Below are 22,195 nucleotides of genomic sequence, written 5' to 3'. Positions count from 1 at the left end.
TACCTGACGTGATTGCCTGCAAGATACGGAGAAAGGTAATGAGCGTAACATCTTCAAACAGTGAGGAAATGATACTCTCTCCGCACAAGAAGCTGCAGATACAAGCGAGACAGCGGGTGAAACATCGTCTCTCCCGCTTTGTCATGTGGCTCTGTCTCTTCTTTGCCTGTGCTGGAACGAGTTGGTTTGCGATCCAGTACTTCTTAATCCCACAGCAACAAACCTATATCCCTCAATGGACGAATGCACTCTGGATACAACCTGTAGATATCGCATCACCAGTTGCTTACTATCGCTATAACACAAACTTCGATGCCCTACCTGATAACGCGTATATTATGCTTACCGCCAATCAAGTGTTTCGCGTCTACGTAAATGGCATTTCTATTGGGACAAATGGAACAGAATTTGTCCGCGGAGAGGCACCACGAGCGTATATATATGACATTGACTCAGTCTTACGCCATGGCAATAATGCCATTGGCATCCGGGTCGTGGATGTGGATAAACAACAGCCGCAATTACGCGCCAGCATTGGTGTAAACTGGGGAACAGTCAGTCGCTCCCTGGGCTCCAATGCAAGCTGGCAGGCGACTGGACAAACCATTCTGGCACATCCTCGTGGAACACTCACGCCCTACGCCTGGACATTGCCCACTTTTGATACAACCCAATGGCAGTCAGCACAAATCACCCCTCCAGTTACCAGCGGTGCGCCCCTGCTCACGGTCAATCCTGCTGTCTATAGCTACCCCATGCCAGGCCACTGGCTTGGTTCCAATGGCAGTCAGGATGGTTACTTCGTGTGCCAGGTCAATCTGCCCACACAGACCCAACAGGCATTACTACGCCTGGTCGCGACCGGTACCGCAGATGTGTTTATCAACGATCACGAGTTCATGCAATGGAATGGACAAGCACCAGTGCCCAATCTGGACGTGGCGACATTTTTGGATGATACAGGTGATGCCGTTCCCTACCGCAATGGTCTGTTGACCGGGGTATATGATGTCACCCCTTACCTGCATACAGGCAATAACGTCATCGCAATCCATGTCCAATCCCCGGGTACGAGCACGGCTAAAGTAGGACTCGATAATCTGAAAAGCGCTATGTCTATGGATCTCCTTGCCAGCCATGGCTCCAGTGTCACAAATCTCATGGCAGATGATAAAAACTGGCATGTATCCAATCAAGCTACCCCACGCTGGACGCAGGGAAACAATACAGCTACCTGGATGTTACCAATCGCTGTGCAACGTCCTGGGGCCAGCAAAACCTATTACTTGCCAGACAATACGACTCCACGCAACATTCAGATCATACCACCGATGCTGATCACCGAGATGGTTGTCTATAGCTGTGCCGCGGTATTAGCTCTCTGGCTGTTTACAGCGCTGTTTATACTACGCCGCCTGGTAGCAAATCGAAACAGTACCCTGGAAGCAGCTAGCCTGATCTTCTTACCAGCCCTCACCATGGAAACGCTCCTGATCGTATTAGATCGTGAATCACTCTTACAACAACCATTTCCCTATACCAGCTTCTGGGCACTTCTCCTGATAACCGTGGTAATTTGTAGCATAGGAATACTCTGGTTGCAGACACGCAGAACGCACCAGCAAATGGAGCACCGCAACGAACCAGGTGACACGTATCCGGGAGAGGGCGGTCAAATTGGGATAGCCGCCGATAGAGAGACTGAATCACGTCTGTTTCTATGGATAGAACCACATTTACCCCACGCCTGGCTCAAGCAAAACTGGAGTCGACGACTCCTGCTCTGGTTATGCCAGAACTGGGGCATTATCCCTATCATAGCGTTGGCTATTCCAATGGCCTGTTACAATATCGGCTATGAACCCTTCTGGCAGGATGAACTGTCCAGTTACAACGCCGCCAGAAACGTTATGATGCACGGTTTTCCCGCCTTCCCATCTGGTTTCGTCTATCCTAAAGGAGAACTCTATTCGTACCTGTTAGCGGGCCTGATGTTCATCTTTGGCACCTCAGGCCAGGTTGTACCCCGCCTGATCAGCACCGCAGAATACCTGATCAGTATTCCACTGCTCTATATAGTCGCAGGTAAACTCTTCAAGCGTAAAATCGCCTGGCTGGCAACTGCCATGCTTGCCTTCTCTCCCTATGCCTTGATCTGGTCACGTCAGACGCGCATGTACGAGCAAGCTCAGTTCATGGTAATCATTGTTGTCTATACCCTTTATCGTGCGATACAATTGCGTGAGCGTAAAGGTCCAGTCTACCTGGCATTGTTGTGTATGGTACTTGCCTACTTTAGCCACGAAGAAAACTTTATTATCCTGCCAGCTGCCCTGGTGTGCGCCTTGCTTTACACACGCGAAGGACGATATGGTATTCCATCCATTTTGCGCAAAAAGCATTGGTGGGTACCAGCGCTCATAGCCTGTACATTGATCATCAGCCAGTTATTAGTCGTCTTCTGGTCACATCCACCGACCTTTGCAACCGATCAAAGTCGACAACCTCAGATTGAACCCGGCTTTGACAACCTTCCCTATTACATTGGCATACTCTTTCAAATCAGAACACTCAAAGATGGCATCGCACCCTGGAATCTTACACAACCCTGGCTGATTATCAATTCCTTACTGACGGTATCAGGCTGTATCCTGGCCTTCTTGCGCAAAGATCGGCGAGCTCGCTATTGCGCTTCATTCCTGTTGATCGCCAGCGCAACCCTGATTATGATTTTTACCATGCAGGCAGATCGCTACTATTATCCATTACTGCCCATCTACTATATGCTGGGAGCCTATGCCTTTTGGAGTGTGCTGGATCTGATCTGGCGTTTCGCACGCCCTCATCTTAGCAGTAATCAGAGGGGAAGCTATGCGCGCCCACCTCTGCTCATACGCATAGTATTAGTCAGCATGGTGGCGATACTGGGGGTCAACGTACTGATCTTTCCGGCCCTACCGCTGAGCAATTACAACCTGTTTATCAGTCGGGCGCTCGGCCTGAGTTACCGTCATCACTTCGCCGATTATGACAATGTAGGACTGTATATGCAAAGGCATCTCAAAAATGGGGATGTCATTGTCACTGTCGCACCAGCGGTTTCGATACAATATTATGTCGGGCACGTTGATTACTACTTCTCCATTGATCGTGCCCTCTTTCTGATCGAGAACAACAAAAAGGTGATTGAAACCACCTCAGGGGCACATCCACTGCTCAACCAGCAAGAGTTCCAGAACGTCCTTGCCGCGCATAACCGCATCTGGTTGATAACCGATAACGGCGGCTATCAAGCAGGCGCCACAAAAAATAGACGTTTTACCTTTCCCCCTCCTGATTTTCGCATGGTATATGAAGGTTATGGATCAGCCATTTACTTTCGGAGTGGCAATGGTTAGTACACTCATGTATAAACGCTCACCTGCGCAAGGCGTGACGGTTTAAACGAGAATGGAGGTCGGTTGTTCCGGCCTCCATTCTCACTACAAAAAGAACCGCTCCACAACAGGCAACTTTGTCCTGAAGGAGATTAGTTCACTAAAATTCAAATTATGGGTGTCGATATGTATAGATGTGAATAGAAATTCCTGAACGCCTTATCTGAAAAATCCTTAGCTTAGAAGCAATGGCATTTGCATAGCGGAAGAGAAAGTAGGTAATCGTATGCAGCAAACCACTCCTATGGCAGAGTTGCCAGCTGCCAATTTTTCACCATCCGAAACAGAGCATTTGTTCCCGGAAGTGGAATGCATCATCCCGGAACTGCAAACTGTGTCTTCCTCACAGGCCAAACAGATGGCAGGTCAGATCTGGGCATATCGTCTCTTGTGGGTAACGTTCTTTTTCTTTTTTGCCTCAACCGGGGCTGGAAAGCTCTGGGACCGTTTCTGGCATGCGACCGTACGTTTCGATACCTTCTGGTCACCACCCCATTTCTTTGTGTTTGTGATGACCGCCACATCAGGATTGCTGGTGGCGACAATCGCGTTTACCCCTCAACTGCGCGCCTGGTATGGCCCTGGCATACGCTTCCCGTTTATTCCCTTCAAGGTGCCTGGTTCGCTGGTTGTGCTCGGTGGTGGACTGGTCGCGCTGACCATTACGATTATGTTTGACAATTTCTGGCATTCAACCTATGGCCTGGATGAGACACAGTGGTCCGTACCGCACTGCATGTTGGGATGGTCATGGTTCACGATCATTATCGGATTTATCGCAGCTCGGCTGGCCTTCCAGAACTACCGTCCAGTTAATTGGATCACCCATCTGGTCATGGCATTACTGCTGCTTGAGTTCCTCTGTCCGGCTATCTTAGGACCATTTTACCTGATGTATTCACCCCATCTCGTCAATGCACTCAAGAATATTCCCATTGTCACGACCGAGCCATCGGCGCAACATATGTATCGCATTTATGAACACTTTGGCCTGACGCGCCAGACTCATCCACTGTATATTCCGTTTGCAGCACTCTTTGCGGGTACAGCACTGGCCTTGTTACGCCGCTTAAATATGCGTAAACGTGTTTTCCTGCTTGCTCCCTTGCTCTGGTCAGTCTTATTGATGGGACGAGACTGGTATACCCTCTACTTTCTGCATTATGATGGTATCAGAAAAATCACTGAGATCGGACCGATTCTGCTCAAGGAACCGTCACTCTGGATGCCTATTCCAATTCTTATCGCCAGCGTACTTTATGTGCTTCTAAGACACACTAGCTTTCAAGACAATCGTATCCTGATAGTGACTGGTATCGTCTTTGGTATCTGCACATTTGCCATCTGGCACACAGCTCCCTGGATGTTGCTACTGGCACTCCCAGCTGGCGCGACGCTGCCGCTTGGTGCCTGGCTGGGCAATTTCCTCTATGACATCATAGAGAAGCCCCGCCTGGAAACTCTGATGCGCTTCCTGCTTGCGACCTGCGCCCAGATCCCCGCCGTCCTGGGTATTGTGGATCTGTTTATGCGCCGTGCGACACCATAAAAGCTCATCAAAAAACAGAAAAGCTAGAAAAAAGCAGCAGCGTGTCTATGGTACTGACACACTGCTGCTCGCATCGTAGTTATCTCTTTATTTTCCAGCTGGTTTGGCATATAAGCCAGTCTGTGACATATAGATATCATAGGTATGACCATCAGCAGGCTCTAAGACCGCACCACCATAAGCGGCATCGACAAAAGGCGAGGTCCACGCTTGCTTGTAGACTGATTTAAAGAAGTCTCCCGCTCCACCATTTAACTCAACAACTGTATGTTTGGAATTAGCCTCTAAAGCAGGATCGCTATACGTTCCCTCCAGGCGGGTAAGCTTGAAGCTGGAGTGGATGCCAAAAATGTTCATCCATGAAGGGAATTTCAGTACATTGCATTGTAATTCCCACATATCCCCATTCATCAGATCTGTCTGGCTTGAAGTTGGTTTACCTTGCGTATCCAACAAAGTCAATTTAACACTCATCTGCGGGGCCGCATTGGTAAAACTGGTGGCCTCTATCTGGGCTACCTTGATGTCGCTGGTCAGGCCCAGATAACTCTGGATCGCAAACGTTAACCATAACAGACTGATGGAGAGCACCAATAATAAGATACCACCAGTACCCCGTTTCCAACGCAGTTCACGATGGTGCTTACGCCAGCGTCGATAGCGTTGCCCATATTCATCTTCAAAAATCTCCATCTCTCTCCGCCTTTTGAACAGGCCCATTAAAGATGAAATGAGCAGGCCAACCCCAATTACTGCAATGATGAACAACAGCAATTGCGGCCATCCAATCTGTACCGGTGTAGTCATAGAAAAAATCTCCAGCCTTTCGAATTGTTATTTCAAATGAGTTCTATAAAATGAGTTCCAACAGCTCTAGAATATCACTTCTGAATACTATACGATCAAAACATTTCTTTCAATTCAAGAAATGCTCATAGGAAAAACCGCCTTGATCCATAAAATATCGCTCACCCTTATCGCGAGGTAAGAAGTCAAGGTTCTAAAAAGATAAACGCAATCATACGCAAAATCTCATATCAGGCCGGGCAATTCGTTTCCTCAAGAAACATTTCAGCATAATTCGCAAACTTCAAACCATTTTGTATATTTGTTGTATAATAGTATTCTGGAACACATAAAAATCCTGCTCACGTTACGTGTTTCGTTGTCATCTTTTCCTGCTGTTCAACGTTTACAAATTAGGGGGTCCATAGCCTCTAGCTGGTCGTGTCGTCCAGCCATATATGCGGGATCACCCTCACGGAAGCGCTATTTCTGACAATCGTTCATACGTATATCGAGTCTGTCATAAATCTGTGTTTTTATCATAGCGAGAGGAAATTGATATGTCACAAGTAAAAGCGATTCTCTTCGATCTGGATGGAGTATTAACGGATACTTCCGAATATCATTATCGAGCCTGGAAACAGCTAGCCGATGAAGAGAAAATTCCATTTACCCGCGAGGAAAATGATATCCATCTCCGTGGCGTAGGACGCCGCGAGTCATTGATGTATATTATCCGCGATCATCAGTATTCTGAAGATCAGATTCAAGATATGATGAAGCGCAAAAATGATTACTATAATGAGTTGATCAAAACGATGACTCCCAATGAGGTTGTCCCGGGCGGTCGCGAACTGTTGCAAGAGATTCGCCAGGCAGGCATTAAATCGGCCGTGGCTTCAGCCAGCAAAAATTGCCACATTGTCCTGGAACGCCTCCAGATTGTTGATCTTTTCGATGGCATTGCCGATGGCACATGCATCGTGAATAGTAAACCTGCCCCGGATATCTTTATCTTCGCCGCTGGACTGGTACAAACGCCGGCTGTCGATTGTATGGGTATCGAGGATGCGGATGCTGGCATTGATGCGATTAAAACAGCTGGCATGTATGCCCTTGGTATTGGTCCTAAAGAGCGTTTTCACCGGGCTGATAGAGTCATACCGGATATGAAAAATGTACACTTAAAAGACCTATTAGCAAATTAGCCGGTGCCTGATGCAGGTATTTTTAGATACAAAAATGCAAGACATGGAGGATGCGTAGTGGATAATCTCTGGCAGATTAGTGAGGAGTCATTCGACCCCAATCTAAAGCACATACATAGTCAGGAGACTGTTTTTACGGTTGGGAACGGTTATTTCTGCACGCGGGGCACCTTTGACGAAGGGTATCCCCACGAGTCTGCAGCAACTTTACTCTTCGGAGTGTTCGATAATGTTCCTATCGCCAAAGAGGAACTGGCGAATGCTCCTGACTGGGTCGGCCTCAAACTTGTCGTGAATGGGGAACGCTTTCGACTGGATAAAGGAAAACTGTTAGCCTATACACGCACACTCGATGTGCAAACAGGTCTACTCACCCGTCACGTCTTATGGGAAAGTACAAGCGGCATACGCCTGCAAGTGGTCAGTGAGCGCTTTGCCAGTCTGGCAGATGAACACCTTGGCATCATACGCTACCGTGTGACCATCGAAGAATCCCCCAATCAACAGCCGGTTGAAGTGAACTTGCGTGCCAGCTTTAATATCGCGGTCGGTAACTATGACCTGATGCACTGGGCAACTCAGGACCAGGGCCATACGCAGAATCTACTCTGGTTACGGAGTGAGACAAAACATACCAAAGTTTCTCTTGCGCAGACCATGAGTTTTAATACAGATGATGCACAGGCAAAAAAAGAGTTTGCCGATTCCGATGTCGCCCCAAGTATCCGTCTTAACAGTACACTGGCCCCAGGAGCAACATTAACCGCTGAAAAAGTAGTGGTAATGTATACTTCACGCGATGGGGATGAGCCACTTCAGACAGCACTCAATCATCATCAAAAAATATTGGGATCTGCAGCTGAGGCAACAACCAACTCTCCACATCATGTGTTTGTCTACAACTATCAATATGATCGCCAGATCGAAGCCTGGCAAAAATACTGGCAACAAGCGGATGTTATTATCGAGGGGGACGATACAGCCCAGATCGGCATACGCTACAACATCTATCAACTTCGTATCAGTACATCGGAGCATGATAGCCGTTATAGCATTGCGGCAAAAGGATTGACAGGGTTTGGCTATCGCGGACACATTTTCCATGATACCGAGATCTTTATGCTACCGTTCTTCACCTATGTGCTACCAGACATCGCACGCAATCTCTTACTCTATCGCTATAAACTTTTGCCAGCCGCACGTCAAAAAGCCAGGAGCAATGGCTACGCAGGAGCCCAGTATCCCTGGGAAAGCACACTCAATGGCGAAGAAACAACACCGTCATCGATTGTGCATCCAGAAACGGGCGAGGTCATTCCGGTACTGAATGGCTTCCTTGAACTACACATTACCTCTAGCATCGCTCATGCGGTATGGGAGTACTGGCAGGTCACAGGCGATGATAAGTTTATGCGCGAATATGGCGTTGAACTCCTGCTCAGTACAGCCATGTTCTGGGATAGTCGGGCTGAGAAGGATGAACAAGAGCATCAATACGAGATAAAGAATGTCATTGGACCCGATGAATGGCATGAACATGTTATTAACAATGCCCATACCAACATGATGGCACGAAACAACCTGCAAACTGCTCTGGCTGCTCTCCACTGGCTCGAAAATACCGCACCGACGGTCGCAACTACGTTGATTGAACAGCTTGATCTCAACAAGCAGCGTCTTGCACATATGCAAGATGTACAGGAACATCTGAAGATTCCACAAGATAAAGAGACAAAACTATTTGAACAGTTTGAAGGTTTCTTCAAACTCCCCACATTGGATCTAGAGAAATATAAAGGGCGAAAAGATTCCTATCAGGGTATTCTGGGTGTCGAAGAGATACAAAAGTATCAAATCGTCAAGCAGGCTGATACGTTAATGATGTTGACCATGCTGCGCCAGGAGTTCGATCTTCATACAAAGCAAGTTAATTGGGATTATTACTTCCCGATTACCGATCACGACTACGGATCTTCATTAACCCCTGCACTCCATGCCATTTTGGGAAGCGAGTTAGGACATACCGAGGAATCCTATCACATGTTCATGAAGGGTGCGCTGGTAGACCTGGAGAATCTGCGCGGCAATACACCCGAAGGCATACATGCGGCCTGTGCAGGAGCCGTCTGGCAAGCCGTCGTCTTTGGCTTTGCTGGTCTACGCGTCACATCAGATGGCTATACGACGAACCCACATTGGCCTGCGAATTGGCAGCGTGTTGCATTCCAGTTTAAACAGAAAGGCACATCGGTCAGCATTGACCTGCACCGTTAACCGACTCTACATTGGCTAGAAAGGTAGAGGGAAAGGCGAGAAAAACACTACCCTTCCCTCTGACCATTCCCTGATTGCCAGCTACTGCCCCTTGACAGAAAAACAAAGACGGGTTATTATAGACCGCGTGGTAAGCACTCCCAAAGCACAAAGTGCTGAAACATCTGAGGCGCATTCGTCTAGCGGTCCAGGACATCGCCCTCTCAAGGCGGAGATCACGGGTTCGAATCCCGTATGCGCTATCCAATAAAAGCAGTCCAGAGATTTTGTTTCTCTGGACTGCTTTTTTGTTGCCTCTCATCCCATCACCCACGTACCCGTCCTTACTTATCTTCACGCTATCCCATTTCCACACAGTAAGCAAAAAGAGTAACCTGTTACTGCTGGCTCTTTGTCAAAAGAACAAATTTTTGCTATAGATATGAATAAGATATCTAGAAATAGACACAGCCAGAGGTGGAACAAGAATAGTAGAAACTCTTAAGAAGAAGAGAATACCGATTTTGTATCGCGGCAAGTAAGGCCATCCGTTATCCATGCATGCAGGCAGTAAGAAATTGAATAAAACGGCAGCCGATTTCTTTGCCATATTCGCGACATTTTGCTATAGTAGGAGTGTCCAAAAAAAGACAACCCTGTCATTATCACAATCACAGAGCAATCACATAATTCTCAAGGAGGCATCCACATCCATTATGAATAGAAAGATCCTATTTGGTCTTTTAGCTCTTACCCTTATGACCATTTTACTCTCAGCATGCCGCGTTATCGATGCGGATACAATACCCAAAAATCCAGCCGCACATATGGGCTCAGCTCAATTCCTGCTACCAGAAATAGATATTCAAAAGGGTCAAAAACTCGATCTCGTCGATGATGTAGCCGTACCACACACCATTAAAAATGGTACCTGGAATAGTTCAACCCCGGATACCACTCAGGAAGCGGGCGCGCCCAGTGTTAACCTGAATTTCACTGGTGGTGACCGATCAACAATTGGACCATTCAACCAGGCAGGCACATTTAAGATTTACTGCACCATCCACGGCGGTATGAAGCTTACTATTGTGGTCAAATAAATCCGATTTTCCCCTTTATCTATTCTATGTAGAGAGTACCGATCTGTAACATCTATCTGCACTCTCTGCATAGAATAGAGCTTTATTCATCTTCCAGAGATACTTCACAAATTGTTAGCCTGACTGGCAAGAATCATAGTACTTTCTTGGCAGATAGTGCACAAATATACGGCCCCAAACACATGATATGCTATACTACCCAGCAGTATTGTAATTCAAGAGGGTAATAGTAGGCATATGCAACATAACATAAAAAAACATAAAAAGAATACTTCTTCCGTTTCTCTCTCTTTAAAATGTGGAGCTATTCTCCTTCTTTTAACACTCAGCATCATTGTTGTGGCCTGTGGATCAAATACCACCACCATGGCTACCACAGATACTGCACCTAAATCGACAGCCACCATCAGTTTTAATAAAGCACATCTTTCTCCCACCCCGACCTTAGCACCGCAATTTTGTGGTGCCTGGATTACTAATGAGTCGCCAGCTTACAGTGGTGGTGGGGTAATCCCTATTTACGGCAATTTTGGCAACAACGTTAATGGTAATTTCAGCGGCATTCCTGGTGCAACGGTGACATTCAATGTTGCCTGGGGAGATTACTCATCATCACCCTATCCTGCAACAACGTCGTCTGATGGACTGGCAGTAGCTTACATCCCAATGGGAGGGCATGCGGGGGCGATTAATCATCTGTCCCTGGTCACTGCAACCTTCCAGTCAGGTGATAAATCGTGTTCAGTTGGAAGCGACCGACCAGCTTCATTCGTCCTGGTTACAGGTGCACCCTCAACTCCAACAAAAACATTCAATCCTGGAAATACAGGCGCAACTCCAACAAAAACATTCAATCCTGGAAATGGGTTTGGACGTGGCAATAAACATTAAACTGAACAAATAATACCGGCCAAAACGAAAGAAAGACAACCTGCATTGTTCGATGCAGGTTGTCTTTCTTTCGTTGACAAGCGAACCATACGTGTGCTACGTTCTTGATGTTAACAAGATCCTTCAAATCCTTCCTCCTTTGACTTTGCTCTGAGGAGAAAGGGATCAACAAATTTAGAGCAACCAGGTACACTAAAGCTAAGTACACCGTGTACAGATATTTTCTCAACCGCTTACTATGGTATCTGTTTGAACCAGTCACACAATATCTGGCATGAGGATAGCGTAGTTCTTTGCCTATGGGCCGGGGAAGGGCTTACTGTTAGCAGAAGTAAAGGTATGAACAATGGCAACGAAGCGTTCAATTACTATCACTGTGAATGGGCAACAACATCAATCGGAGATTGAGCCTAGAATGCTGCTGGTACATTATCTGCGAGAAATTTTAGATCTGACGGGAACACACATTGGTTGCAACACCTCTCAATGTGGTGCCTGCGTCGTTCTGCTGAATGGAGAGGCTGTGAAAGCCTGTACAGTACTGGCGATGCAAGCACATGGTTGTGAGATAACCACGATTGAAGGTCTGGCTCCTGCGGGTGAGCTCCATCCTATTCAAACAGGCTTCTGGGAAAAACATGGCCTGCAATGCGGCTTCTGCACACCTGGCATGATTATGTCCTCATATCAACTGCTTAAAGATAATCCCCATCCTACAGAGGATGAGATCTGCAAGGGACTGGAAGGCAATATTTGCCGTTGCACCGGCTACCAAAATATTGTACGAGCCGTTCAGGATGCAGCGGAGCATATGAGTACAGAGACATCTATACCAGTGTCAACCCAAAATTAGTACCCTGATCCTGCGCGCAAGGATGCTCAAACCAGTGTTGTATCAACCTTTGTTTCGTTTCTCAGCGCTTGAGAAAGGATAAATACACTCATGGGTATTGCAGCTATGCTTGGTGCGCCAATTAAAAGGCGTGAGGACCCACGTTTGATTACCGGTCAGGCTACCTACGTTGATGATATGAAGCTCCTGGGTATGTTGCATATGACCGTGCTCCGCAGTACCTACGGTCACGCACAAATCTCCAGTATCAATACCGATGCAGCCAGTCAATTGCCGGGTGTGGTCGCAGTCATTACTGCTCAAGATTTGAAAAATAAGGTTGGCAATATACCAGTTGCCGCTCCCCTCCCTCCCCACATTACCAGAGGTATGGGACGCCGTCTCCCGCTGGCAGATGGCAAAGTACGCTTTTATGGCGATCCAGTTGCCATTGTAGTAGCTGAGAATCGCTATGTCGCTCGCGACGCCCTGGATCTCATCGAGATTGATTATGAGCCCCTCCCGGTCGTTAGCGACGTTGAGAAAGCGATGCAGCCAGATGCGCCCTTGCTTTATCCAGAATTTGGCACAAATGTAGCGGTTTCAATGCATCCATCCAGCGAAGCAATCGACAACATCTTCGCCGAAACGATTGCCAATGGTGGGGTTATCATCAAAGAACGCATCGTCAATCAAAGACTGGCACCTTCTGCCATGGAGACACGTGGTGTCATCGCTGAGTTCCGCAAATCGGACTCTACGCTCAACCTGTGGAGTTCCTCGCAGATTCCTCATCTCTTACGCAACTATCTGGCGGAACAGCTCGGCCTGTTGCAACATCAGGTCCGGGTGATTGTACCAGAGGTCGGTGGCGGTTTTGGCAGCAAGCTCAATATCTATCCCGAAGAGGCGCTGGCGGCTTTTGCAGCTATGCAGACCGGACGTCCGGTCAAATGGATAGAAGATCGCGATGAGAATCTTGCCGCTACCATTCATGGCCGCGATCAGGTAAACTATGTAGAGGCTGCTGCCACAAAAGAGGGCAGGGTTACAGCATTAAAATTCCATGTCATCTCAGACCTCGGCTCATATCTCCAATTTTTCACCGACGTGATCGCCATTGCCTTCACTCTACCAATGCTGAGTGGCAGCTATGCTGTCCCTCATGTCTATAGTCGTTGTGATATTGTCTTCACCAATAAGGCCCCTACCGATGCTTATCGAGGCGCAGGAAGGCCCGAAGCAACCTATATGGTAGAGCGTGCACTGGATCTGATTGCACGTGCTGTCAAACGCGATCCCGCTGAGGTACGCCTGCTCAACTTTGTACAACCAGAACAATTTCCCCATACGATGGCGACGGGCGCACTCTATGATAGTGGCAACTATGCGGCAGCACTGGAAAAGGCGTTGGATCTGATTGAATACGATAAACTGCGCGCGGAACAGCACCAAAAACGAGCCCGGGGAAAATTGGTAGGGATTGGCATTTCCTCCTATGTCGAGATATGTGGTATTGGACCCAAGGGGGTCGCACCGTTTGGACTCTACGAAAGCGCACGGGTACGTATTGAACAAACAGGCACCGTGATAGTTTATACAGGCACATCACCACATGGGCAGGGAGAGGAAACAACATTCGCCCAGCTTATCTCCAACGAGTTTGGCATTCCCATCGAGGATGTATTAATCTTGCATGGCGATACGAATTCAACACCGGAGGGACGTGGGACCTATGGCAGTCGTACCACGGCGGTAGGTGGGACGGCAGTCTATCAGGGCTCGCTGCGCCTGAAAGAGAAGATGAAGACGATTGCAGCGGCCATGCTTGAGGCGAATCCTTCAGATGTGTCGCTGGAGGATGGCAAATTTTCAGTGGCGGGAACACCTCAGAAATCAGTCTCTTTCGCACAGGTGGCAGCGGCGGCCAATACCTCGAATACCTTGCCAATGGATATTGAACCCGGCCTGGAAACGACCGTCTTTTTTGAACCCGAAGCATGTACCTTTCCCTTCGGTACCCATATCTGCGCCGTTGAAGTTGATCCAGATACTGGTGAGGTCGAGATTACACGCTATATCGCAGTTGACGATTGTGGCAAGCAGATCAATCCTCTCCTGGTCGCAGGCCAGATCCATGGAGGGATAGTACAAGGGATTGGACAGGCACTGTATGAAGAGGTGGTTTATAATGAGGAAGGCCAGCTCCTGACAACTACCTTTATGGATTATGCCATGCCTATCGCTCCCTACTTGCCAGCATTGGAACTTGAGCATACAGTGACGCCAACGCTGGTCAATCCGTTGGGAGTAAAAGGAGTAGGTGAAGCTGGCACTATTGGCTCTACGCCCGCTGTAGTGGCAGCTGTGGCCGATGCCCTGGGTGTTGCGCATATCGATATGCCCCTCAAAGCTGAAAAATTGTGGAGAATCATCCATCACCAATAAACCGCTTTGCACGCGGGACAGAAGCAGAAAAGAGGAATGCAGCATGTCTGTACCAGCAGTCTTTGATTATCATCCGGTCCAATCGGTGGACGAGGCGATTGCGCTCTTGCAGCTATACGGTGACGAGGCAAAAATATTGGCAGGCGGGCATAGCCTGCTGCCAGCCATGAAGTTGCGTCTGACTCAACCCGAACATCTTATCGATATTGGACCCATTCCCAACCTGGCTTATATTCGGAAAGAAAAAGATGCCATCGTGCTGGGCACGCTAACCCGCTACAAACAGATTGAGCAATCAGAAATCCTGCATAAATACTATCCCATCTTGCCTGAAGGCACCGCCCTGATTGGGGATCAACAGGTACGCAATCGCGGTACCATCGGCGGAAGTGTGGCCCATTCAGATCCCGCTGGCGATATGCCTGGCATTGTGCTAGCCCTGAAAGCACAATTGGTTGTCCAGGGAGCCAATGGAACGCGTACCATTGCTGCCGATGACTTTTTTGTGGATACTTTTCTGACCGCTCTGGAACAGGATGAAATTGTCACAGCAATCCGTCTGCCTCTTCCAGCACCTCATACAGGCTCAGCCTATGCGAAGATCTCCAATAAAGCCTCTCATTATGCCATCGCTGGCTGCGCAGCAGTGCTGACCATCAACAAAAAAGGTCTTTGTACAAGCGCCAGTATCGCAATCACCGGAGCCAGTACGCGCATCATACGTGCCAGTGAAGTCGAAGCAGCCCTTATCAGTAAAAAACTCGACGACGCAACGATTACGAGCGCCAGCAGCCATGCAGTCGCGAATGCAGACCTTATCTCCGATATTCATGGCTCAGCAGAATATCGTCAGCAGATGGCCGCCGTTATCACCAGAAGGGTTATCATGCACGCCCTTGAGCGCGCCTGATCTGGTGATTGAAAAGGGAAAAGGGATAGAAGAACGATAGCAGGCCCTCACCTTTTCCCTTTTGCAACCAAAACTATGTATAATAGAAGGTAAAATCGATAGTACAAACAAAAATAGAGTTGCATATACAATCGATAAAAGGAACCTTTAACGACAGGGATGGTTCGCGACCCGACCTACCCACAACTAGAAAGATAGAACGAGCATGAAGGATATTCGTATTGAGCGCTGGGCTCACACATTGGTTCACTACTGTCTGTACCTCAAACCAGGAGATATTCTCTCCATCCAGGCGACGCCGCTGGCTGCCCCGTTAATCGAGGCGGTATACCGCGAAGCGCTGCATGTCGGGGCACATCCAGTTCCATTGATTGAACTGGAGGGTCTCAATGAAATCCTGTTACGTGAGGGAAATGATAGCCAGTTGATGACACCATCACCGCTCGCCCTGACATTAGCCGAAAAGGCCAATGCACGCCTGAGCATTCAGTCCAGCAGCAATCCGAAAGCGCTCAGCACTGTTCCACCATCTCAGGGAGCCAAACGCCGTCAGGCCAATCATGCCATTGCGACACGTTTTCGCCAGCGCGAGCAGGCCGGAGATTTCCGTTGGTGCGGGACACTTTATCCCACGACTGGCTATGCCCAGGATGCCAACATGTCGTTGAAAGAGTTTGAGGAATTTGTCTTTAATGTCTGCTTCCTCAACGATGAAGATCCAATTGCCAGTTGGAAAGAATTAGCCCGCAAGCAACAACACTATGTCGATTGGCTGGTTGGTAAGAAAAAAGTGCATGTGCTGGGCACAGGTACTGATCTGACACTTTCCATTGAAGATCGTATCTTTATCAATAGCGATGGCAAACGCAACTTCCCGAGTGGTGAATTCTTTACAGGCCCGGTCGAAAATAGTGCCAATGGAGTGGTCCAATTTGATATTCCCGCCATCTACGATGGTCGCTCGGTAGAAGGTGTTCGCCTCGTATTCAAAGAAGGCAAGGTTGTCGAAGCCACTGCTCGCCAGGGAGAAGATTATCTGCATCAGATGCTGAATCTGGATGCCGGGTCGCGCTATCTCGGTGAATTTGCATTTGGAAATAACAAGGGAGTGATCCATCCCACTAAACAGATCCTCTTTGATGAGAAAATGGGTGGCACAGTACATATGGCTCTGGGAGAAAGCTATCCGGAAACCGGTGGCATCAATCATTCCGCACTGCACTGGGATATGATCTGTGATCTACGTACCAACGGTGAAGTATGGATTGATGATACCCTCTTCCTCAAAGACGGAGCCATTCTGATATAATCGATAAAACGCCGCATGAAATGCCCAATGAAGATGTGTTATTTTTAAAAAACACCTTTTGTATAGATTAACTATCTAGCCATAGGGAGGCTTACGTTGGAGCAAACAGCATCAAGGAATATTCATCTGAACAATCTCAGCAGTTTAGCCACGATTGAAGATGTCCAACGCTCACTGTTAGCGCAACAATATATTGCCGACCGCAGTCTGGCAACAACGATCTATCTCGCGCTCAAACGACGTAAGCCTCTCCTGTTAGAGGGGGAGCCAGGAGTTGGCAAAACAGAGATTGCCAAAGTGTTGGCAACCCTTCTTAATACCCGTTTAATTCGCCTGCAATGCTATGAAGGCATCGATATCAATACCGCCGTCTATGAGTGGAACTATACCCGTCAGATGCTACACATTCGCCTCCTGGAAACCACGGCAGGCAAACCACAAGATGCCATGCATGATATCTTTGGCCCTGAGTTTCTTATGCAGCGTCCCCTCCTCCAGGCCATTGATCCAACCAATCCCACAGCGCCGGTACTACTCATCGATGAGCTAGATCGGAGCGACGAGGAATTTGAAGCTTATCTGCTTGAATTGCTCTCCGACTTCCAGATCACTATTCCTGAAATTGGCACTATTCAAGCCAAGGAACCACCATTTGTCATTATTACCTCAAATCGCACCCGCGAAATACACGACGCGCTTCGCCGCCGTTGCCTCTACTATTGGATCGATTTTCCAGGCCTGGAAAAAGAATATCAAATTATCCTGACGCGCATGCCAGGGGCTCCTGAGCATTTAGCCAGACAGGTCACTCATTTTGTTCATGAACTACGCAATCAGGAATTGTATAAAGCCCCTGGTATCTCAGAAACATTGGATTGGATGAGTTCGTTGCTCGCCCTCGATCAACAAGAACTGACTGAAGGAGCTGTACGCGATTCACTGGGCGCATTGCTTAAATATCAAGATGACATTCTGAAGGTCGGAGGACTCGATATCGGAAAAATCATTCAAAAACTCCGAGGTGTCTCCTGATGAATAATCCTCTACCAGCAGATGAACAGACAGCGTTACCACAGACCAAACCTGAGATTGAGCATGGTGAACGTTTGCTCTATCGCCTGACCGAGTTTGGCCGCTTGCTCTGGGAATCAGGACTCAATGTCGGACCACATCAGATTATCGATCTGGCAGAGACGCTTAACATCATCGATGTGACCAATAAAGATGATTTTCATGCCGCGCTCAAATGCAGCCTGCTCACCCGCCATGAACAGGAACCCATCTTCGAGCAGATATTTCAGTATTATTGGTTCACGCGCGCGCAATTGAACAATCAGACAGAGCAAACAGCAAATACTGGACTCAAACAAAAAGGGAAGCCATTGCGTTTGCCACCCTCCGAGCGCAAACGTCTGGCCGAGCATTTGCAAATGAGCGAGACACATCAAGAGTTCCATGGAGAAAAGCAAGCACCCGAACGCAGTAAAGCCTTGCAAGACGATCAAGACGATCCTCAAAACGATACAGGCGCTCCCATGGAAATGGCCTATAGCGCGCTTGAACAGCTACGCAAGAAAGACTTTGAAAACTATAGCTGGGAAGAGCTTCAGGAAGCCAAACGTTTGATGGCCGAAATGCATTGGAATCTGGGCCAGAAAATGACACGGCGCAAGGCACCAGCATCCCATGGTGCGTATCCTGATATGCGTCGCATTATTAGACGTAATCTGAAGTATGGCGCGGAGATGATAGAATTGACCTGGCGCAAGACAAAACAAAAACCACGCCCCCTGGTCATTATCTGTGATATCAGCGGCTCTATGAGCCTGTATTCGCGTCTGCTGCTCCACTTTATCCATACCATATCTAACGGTTTGCTAAATGTCGAGGCCTTTGTCTTCGGGACACGGCTCACACGCGTCACACGACAACTCAGACGGCGCGATGTGGATGATGCGATACACGATGTCTCGAAAACAGTACAGGATTGGTCTGGTGGCACGCGTATTGGTGATGCGCTCCACTACTTCAATTATCACTGGGCCCGTCGTGTCCTGGGTCATGGTGCGGTCGTGCTGATCATCAGCGACGGCTGGGATCGTGGAGAGGCAGGCATCCTGCAGGAAGAGATGGGGCGTCTACAGCGCAGTTGTCACCGCCTCATCTGGCTTAATCCATTGCTGGGCTCACCCGACTATCGACCACTTACGGTAGGCATGAAAACATCGCTGCCGTTTATTGACGACTTCCTGCCATCTCATAATCTGGATAGCCTGCTTAGCCTTGGCTATCTCCTGGCAGCCATTGACGATAGTCGACCAGATCGCAGCGAAGCGACACGCCGCAAAGCAATTAAAAACTGGAGTAAAACAACTGTACGACGTTATTAGAATTGCCCTGGATGCTTTATGCTACAGGTGCGTTCGCATCCAACAAAGTAACAATCCCTGTTCTGTTGTTGAGGAAGAGGAAAGAGACTATGCGAGACATATTACCCGATATCGAAAAGTGGCGCACGCGTGGCGAAAAGATAGCTATCGCCACGGTTGTGAGTATGCAAGGATCGGCCCCACGCCAGCCAGGAGCCAAACTCGCGGTTAGCGAAAAGGGCGAGCTAGCGGGCTCTGTCAGTGGAGGATGCGTTGAACCAGCCGTCGTCCAAACAGCTCTAGAAGTTATCAAACATGGGCGGCCTCAGATGCTTGAGTTTGGTATCAGCGAGGCTGAAAATATTGAAAAAATCGGCCTGGCCTGTGGAGGCACTATCCATGTATTCGTGGAGCGCCTGGACTGGTAATCAAGACAGGATGTCAATATTCATAGGCGCTACGAAAGAGGAGAGTGGATCATGAGCGGACTCTATGAAGAATTACGTACAGCCCTGAATCAAGAGCAAGCAATCGCCATAGCAACCCTGCTACGTGGTACAGACCATGTAGGGGCCAAATTGCTCATCTATCCAGATGCGGTAACCCATGGCACGCTTGGTGATCCAGAACTGGATCAACGCGTGAGCAGCGATGCTGAACAAGCAATCTGGAGTGGCAAGGCAGCAATCCATAGCTATACGCTTGAGAACACAGCAATGGCACAGGAACAGATAGACGTTTTTATTGAAGGCTTCCCACCGCCACCAGAATTGATCATCGTAGGGGCCGGACATATCGCTATTCCACTCACAACCTTCGCCAGGGCGCTCAACTACCGCGTAGTGATCATTGATGCCCGCTCCGCTTTTGCGACCCCTGAACGCTTTCCACACGCCAATGAATTGATTGTTGCCTGGCCGGATGAAGTGCTGCAACAAAGAACTCTCTATCCATCCACATCGGTAGCAGTATTGACACACGATCCCAAATTTGACGAGCCAACCTTAAAAGTTATTCTAACCCGGCGTGTGGGATATGTTGGGGCAATTGGCAGTCGCAAAACCAGCGCGGAGCGAGCGGAGCGCCTGCTTCAACAGGGACTCACGGAGGAGCAGATCAAATGCATCCACGGCCCGATTGGCCTGGATATTGGAGCCAGAACGCCTGAAGAGATCGCTCTGTCCATTATGGCAGAGATTGTCGCTCAACGGCATGGCAAAATCTAACCAGCATACAGTAAATTTAATCCAATTAGTACTTCAATGGGATACACTATGACCACGATCAAGTCGATGAAACTTCTCTCTGCTTCATTCGTCTTTATGTAAGAGGCAATAACTTTTTTTCAGCATATATTCCCTGTAAACAAGCATAGTACATAGTATTTTCATCAATTGGATGCTATGTAGGTCTTTAAAGCCCGTCCGCTCATTGTGGGAGCGAGGTTTTCTGACTGCAGAGGAACGACATGCCATCATATAACTTATAAATTCAAAGTAAAGGATAAAAGATGTCAGATAATTATTATCGGCCAGATGAATCTGCGGATGCACCTCCTCCCTATCCACCACAGGAACAAGGGCCGCAAGGAAAATTAGTTCTTGGCAGCTTTCATCAACCACAACCGCCCCGGGCACCCAGGCAGCCTGCACCTCCTCAGGGAGGTGGGCGACCGCCATATCCACCAACACCCAATGCGCGGCAGTCGTATCCACAACAGTCGCCAGTGCAGCCACCATATCAAAATCCCGGGCCAGCATACAATGCGAATCAACGGGCATATACGCCACCGACAGAGACGCCTGCGGGATATCCCTCGCATCAACCAGGACAGCATCAGCCGGGGCCGGGCAATCAGGGCCCACGATCAGCCAAACCGCGTAAGAAACGTAACAAGCGCAAAATTGGCTGCCTGAGTGTACTGGTCATCTTTATCGTGCTGGCAGTGATTGGATTTACCACCATACAGCGCGTGCTAGCCTTTGGCTCAGCCATCTCTACCCAGGGACCGCTCACAACAACAACCGGTTATATGAGTACCAGTGACCGCACGAATTTGTTGATTTTAGGCTATGGTGGTGGAAGCCACGATGGCGCGAATCTCACAGACTCTATCGTCGTCGTCAGTATGATTCCATCCTCCCAGCACACCTCGTTAGTCTCCGTGCCGCGTGACCTCTGGGTACGAAATCCACCCAATTCCAATGCCTATACGAAGATCAATGAAGTCTATCAAACAGCCTCAAACAATAGTCAGAATCGCGTCGCGGGTGGCGATGCCATGGCTACAAAAGTCTCGCTGGTAACGGGCATGAACGTGAAGAATTGGATGCTCATCGACTTCAATGGTTTTAAAAGTTTCATTGATTCTATCGGTGGCGTTGATGTCTACGTTCCCGATTCCTTCAATGCTTGCTATCCAAAAAATGATGATGCGAACAAAGATGCCAGTTGGATCAAAGTTCAATTTAATAAGGGCACACAACATATGGATGGAGCAACCGCCATTGAATATGCACGTGCTCGCGAACCAGTAGAGGTTTGCGGCATGGGCACCTCCATCAATCAGGCAGAATTGACCGATTTTGGCCGTTCCGCCCGTCAACAATTGATTATCAAAGCCGCCCTGGGAAAAATACGCAATATTACTACCTGGCCGAGCTTGATCAATGCCATGAACGCGTTGCAAAAAACGATTTATACCAATATGTCATTTGCCGATCTGGGACTCTTCTCACAAAAAATGGATCTGAATGATCCCAAAACCGCACATATTGGCCTGAGTACCAGTAATGTCATGGATATCTCAACCGCCAGCGATGGTGAGTCGATTGTCATTCCCAAAGGAGAAAACTGGCCCCTCATTTCTGAATATATTCAGAGCAAGCTCTACAACTAAGTAGTCTATTCAGGCCGAGCAATTGTTACGCTCGATCTGAATATCGAAGGGTAGCAATTGAGACATTCATAATAGAAAGTTTCAATTGCTACCCTTCTTTAATCTTTATACTCCTGACTCTTTCTGACTCTTCCTACCTCTACTCCGATGAAATATCGATCCTCTCATAAAACGAAATGACGGGCTAGAATGCTCTAGCCCGTT

Annotated in this window: 16 protein-coding genes and 1 tRNA gene; 16 read left to right on the top strand and 1 reads right to left on the bottom strand. The window is 48.2% G+C overall.

Annotated features, from left to right (window positions below):
• Positions 1-38 precede the first annotated feature (38 nt).
• Together F1593_RS04810 and F1593_RS04805 are read left to right on the top strand one after the other, a co-directional pair.
• The gene (locus F1593_RS04810) at positions 39-3,398 is read left to right on the top strand and encodes a glycosyltransferase family 39 protein (RefSeq protein WP_149400412.1); all 3,360 of its coding nucleotides are present in this window, start codon (positions 39-41) and stop codon (positions 3,396-3,398) included.
• Between the two features lie 265 nt (positions 3,399-3,663).
• Positions 3,664-4,986, top strand: a complete 1,323-nt coding sequence (locus F1593_RS04805; RefSeq protein ID WP_149400411.1) for a hypothetical protein — start codon at positions 3,664-3,666, stop codon at positions 4,984-4,986.
• 87 nt (positions 4,987-5,073) lie between these two features.
• Here the strand turns inward: F1593_RS04805 and F1593_RS04800 are convergent, their stop codons facing one another.
• Entirely contained in the window at positions 5,074-5,793 is a 720-nt protein-coding gene (locus F1593_RS04800; protein ID WP_149400410.1) for a hypothetical protein, read from the bottom strand.
• Positions 5,794-6,332: 539 nt separating this feature from the next.
• On the opposite strand from F1593_RS04800, the gene pgmB reads away from it, so the two are divergent.
• The 14 genes from pgmB to F1593_RS04730 all read left to right on the top strand — a co-directional run bounded on the left by pgmB (position 6,333) and on the right by F1593_RS04730 (position 21,991).
• The gene (gene pgmB, locus F1593_RS04795; RefSeq protein ID WP_149400409.1) at positions 6,333-6,980 is read left to right on the top strand and encodes a beta-phosphoglucomutase; all 648 of its coding nucleotides are present in this window, start codon (positions 6,333-6,335) and stop codon (positions 6,978-6,980) included.
• 57 nt (positions 6,981-7,037) lie between these two features.
• Positions 7,038-9,254 carry a glycoside hydrolase family 65 protein gene (locus F1593_RS04790; protein ID WP_172631861.1) on the top strand — a complete coding sequence of 739 codons (2,217 nt, stop codon included), beginning with the start codon at positions 7,038-7,040 and terminating at the stop codon, positions 9,252-9,254.
• A gap of 168 nt (positions 9,255-9,422) precedes the next feature.
• Positions 9,423-9,496 (top strand) — tRNA-Glu (locus tag F1593_RS04785).
• A 453-nt stretch (positions 9,497-9,949) separates the two neighbouring features.
• Complete coding sequence (locus F1593_RS04780; RefSeq protein WP_149400407.1) at positions 9,950-10,333, top strand: cupredoxin domain-containing protein; 384 nt, start codon at positions 9,950-9,952, stop codon at positions 10,331-10,333.
• A 237-nt stretch (positions 10,334-10,570) separates the two neighbouring features.
• Positions 10,571-11,224 carry a hypothetical protein gene (locus tag F1593_RS04775; protein WP_149400406.1) on the top strand — a complete coding sequence of 218 codons (654 nt, stop codon included), beginning with the start codon at positions 10,571-10,573 and terminating at the stop codon, positions 11,222-11,224.
• Positions 11,225-11,570: 346 nt separating this feature from the next.
• Positions 11,571-12,077: a (2Fe-2S)-binding protein gene (locus F1593_RS04770; RefSeq protein ID WP_149400405.1), complete on the top strand. Its 507-nt coding sequence runs from the start codon at positions 11,571-11,573 to the stop codon at positions 12,075-12,077.
• Positions 12,078-12,167: 90 nt separating this feature from the next.
• Positions 12,168-14,504: a xanthine dehydrogenase family protein molybdopterin-binding subunit gene (locus F1593_RS04765; protein WP_149400404.1), complete on the top strand. Its 2,337-nt coding sequence runs from the start codon at positions 12,168-12,170 to the stop codon at positions 14,502-14,504.
• 43 nt (positions 14,505-14,547) lie between these two features.
• Entirely contained in the window at positions 14,548-15,414 is an 867-nt protein-coding gene (locus F1593_RS04760; protein WP_149400403.1) for an FAD binding domain-containing protein, read from the top strand.
• A 205-nt stretch (positions 15,415-15,619) separates the two neighbouring features.
• Positions 15,620-16,723: an aminopeptidase gene (locus tag F1593_RS04755; RefSeq protein WP_149400402.1), complete on the top strand. Its 1,104-nt coding sequence runs from the start codon at positions 15,620-15,622 to the stop codon at positions 16,721-16,723.
• Between the two features lie 96 nt (positions 16,724-16,819).
• Positions 16,820-17,755, top strand: coding sequence for an AAA family ATPase (locus tag F1593_RS04750; RefSeq protein ID WP_216368778.1), 936 nt, complete (start codon positions 16,820-16,822; stop codon positions 17,753-17,755).
• Positions 17,755-19,113 carry a vWA domain-containing protein gene (locus F1593_RS04745; protein ID WP_149400401.1) on the top strand — a complete coding sequence of 453 codons (1,359 nt, stop codon included), beginning with the start codon at positions 17,755-17,757 and terminating at the stop codon, positions 19,111-19,113. Before F1593_RS04750 ends, F1593_RS04745 begins: the two co-directional genes overlap by 1 nt.
• Before the next feature lie 89 nt (positions 19,114-19,202).
• Positions 19,203-19,520 (top strand): XdhC family protein, encoded by a 318-nt coding sequence (locus F1593_RS04740; protein WP_149400400.1) that lies wholly within the window; start codon positions 19,203-19,205, stop codon positions 19,518-19,520.
• Positions 19,521-19,571: 51 nt separating this feature from the next.
• Complete coding sequence (locus F1593_RS04735; RefSeq protein ID WP_149400399.1) at positions 19,572-20,318, top strand: XdhC family protein; 747 nt, start codon at positions 19,572-19,574, stop codon at positions 20,316-20,318.
• Positions 20,319-20,602: 284 nt separating this feature from the next.
• The gene (locus F1593_RS04730) at positions 20,603-21,991 is read left to right on the top strand and encodes an LCP family protein (protein WP_149400398.1); all 1,389 of its coding nucleotides are present in this window, start codon (positions 20,603-20,605) and stop codon (positions 21,989-21,991) included.
• Positions 21,992-22,195 lie beyond the last annotated feature (204 nt).

Origin of the sequence: Dictyobacter arantiisoli, assembly GCF_008326305.1 — a bacterium.
Taxonomy (GTDB): domain Bacteria; phylum Chloroflexota; class Ktedonobacteria; order Ktedonobacterales; family Ktedonobacteraceae; genus Dictyobacter; species Dictyobacter arantiisoli.
Note: the sequence above shows the minus strand (reverse complement) of the source record. Positions and strands in the feature narration are given on the sequence as shown.

Coding starts and splice junctions, on each gene's coding strand:
- F1593_RS04760 (WP_149400403.1), top strand. CDS start 14,548: ATGTCTGTACCAGCAGTCTTTGATTATCATCCGGTCCAATCGGTGGAC.
- F1593_RS04730 (WP_149400398.1), top strand. CDS start 20,603: ATGTCAGATAATTATTATCGGCCAGATGAATCTGCGGATGCACCTCCT.
- F1593_RS04745 (WP_149400401.1), top strand. CDS start 17,755: ATGAATAATCCTCTACCAGCAGATGAACAGACAGCGTTACCACAGACC.
- F1593_RS04740 (WP_149400400.1), top strand. CDS start 19,203: ATGCGAGACATATTACCCGATATCGAAAAGTGGCGCACGCGTGGCGAA.
- F1593_RS04800 (WP_149400410.1), bottom strand. CDS start 5,793: ATGACTACACCGGTACAGATTGGATGGCCGCAATTGCTGTTGTTCATC.
- F1593_RS04770 (WP_149400405.1), top strand. CDS start 11,571: ATGGCAACGAAGCGTTCAATTACTATCACTGTGAATGGGCAACAACAT.
- F1593_RS04765 (WP_149400404.1), top strand. CDS start 12,168: ATGGGTATTGCAGCTATGCTTGGTGCGCCAATTAAAAGGCGTGAGGAC.
- F1593_RS04735 (WP_149400399.1), top strand. CDS start 19,572: ATGAGCGGACTCTATGAAGAATTACGTACAGCCCTGAATCAAGAGCAA.
- pgmB (WP_149400409.1), top strand. CDS start 6,333: ATGTCACAAGTAAAAGCGATTCTCTTCGATCTGGATGGAGTATTAACG.
- F1593_RS04810 (WP_149400412.1), top strand. CDS start 39: ATGAGCGTAACATCTTCAAACAGTGAGGAAATGATACTCTCTCCGCAC.
- F1593_RS04775 (WP_149400406.1), top strand. CDS start 10,571: ATGCAACATAACATAAAAAAACATAAAAAGAATACTTCTTCCGTTTCT.
- F1593_RS04805 (WP_149400411.1), top strand. CDS start 3,664: ATGCAGCAAACCACTCCTATGGCAGAGTTGCCAGCTGCCAATTTTTCA.
- F1593_RS04780 (WP_149400407.1), top strand. CDS start 9,950: ATGAATAGAAAGATCCTATTTGGTCTTTTAGCTCTTACCCTTATGACC.
- F1593_RS04755 (WP_149400402.1), top strand. CDS start 15,620: ATGAAGGATATTCGTATTGAGCGCTGGGCTCACACATTGGTTCACTAC.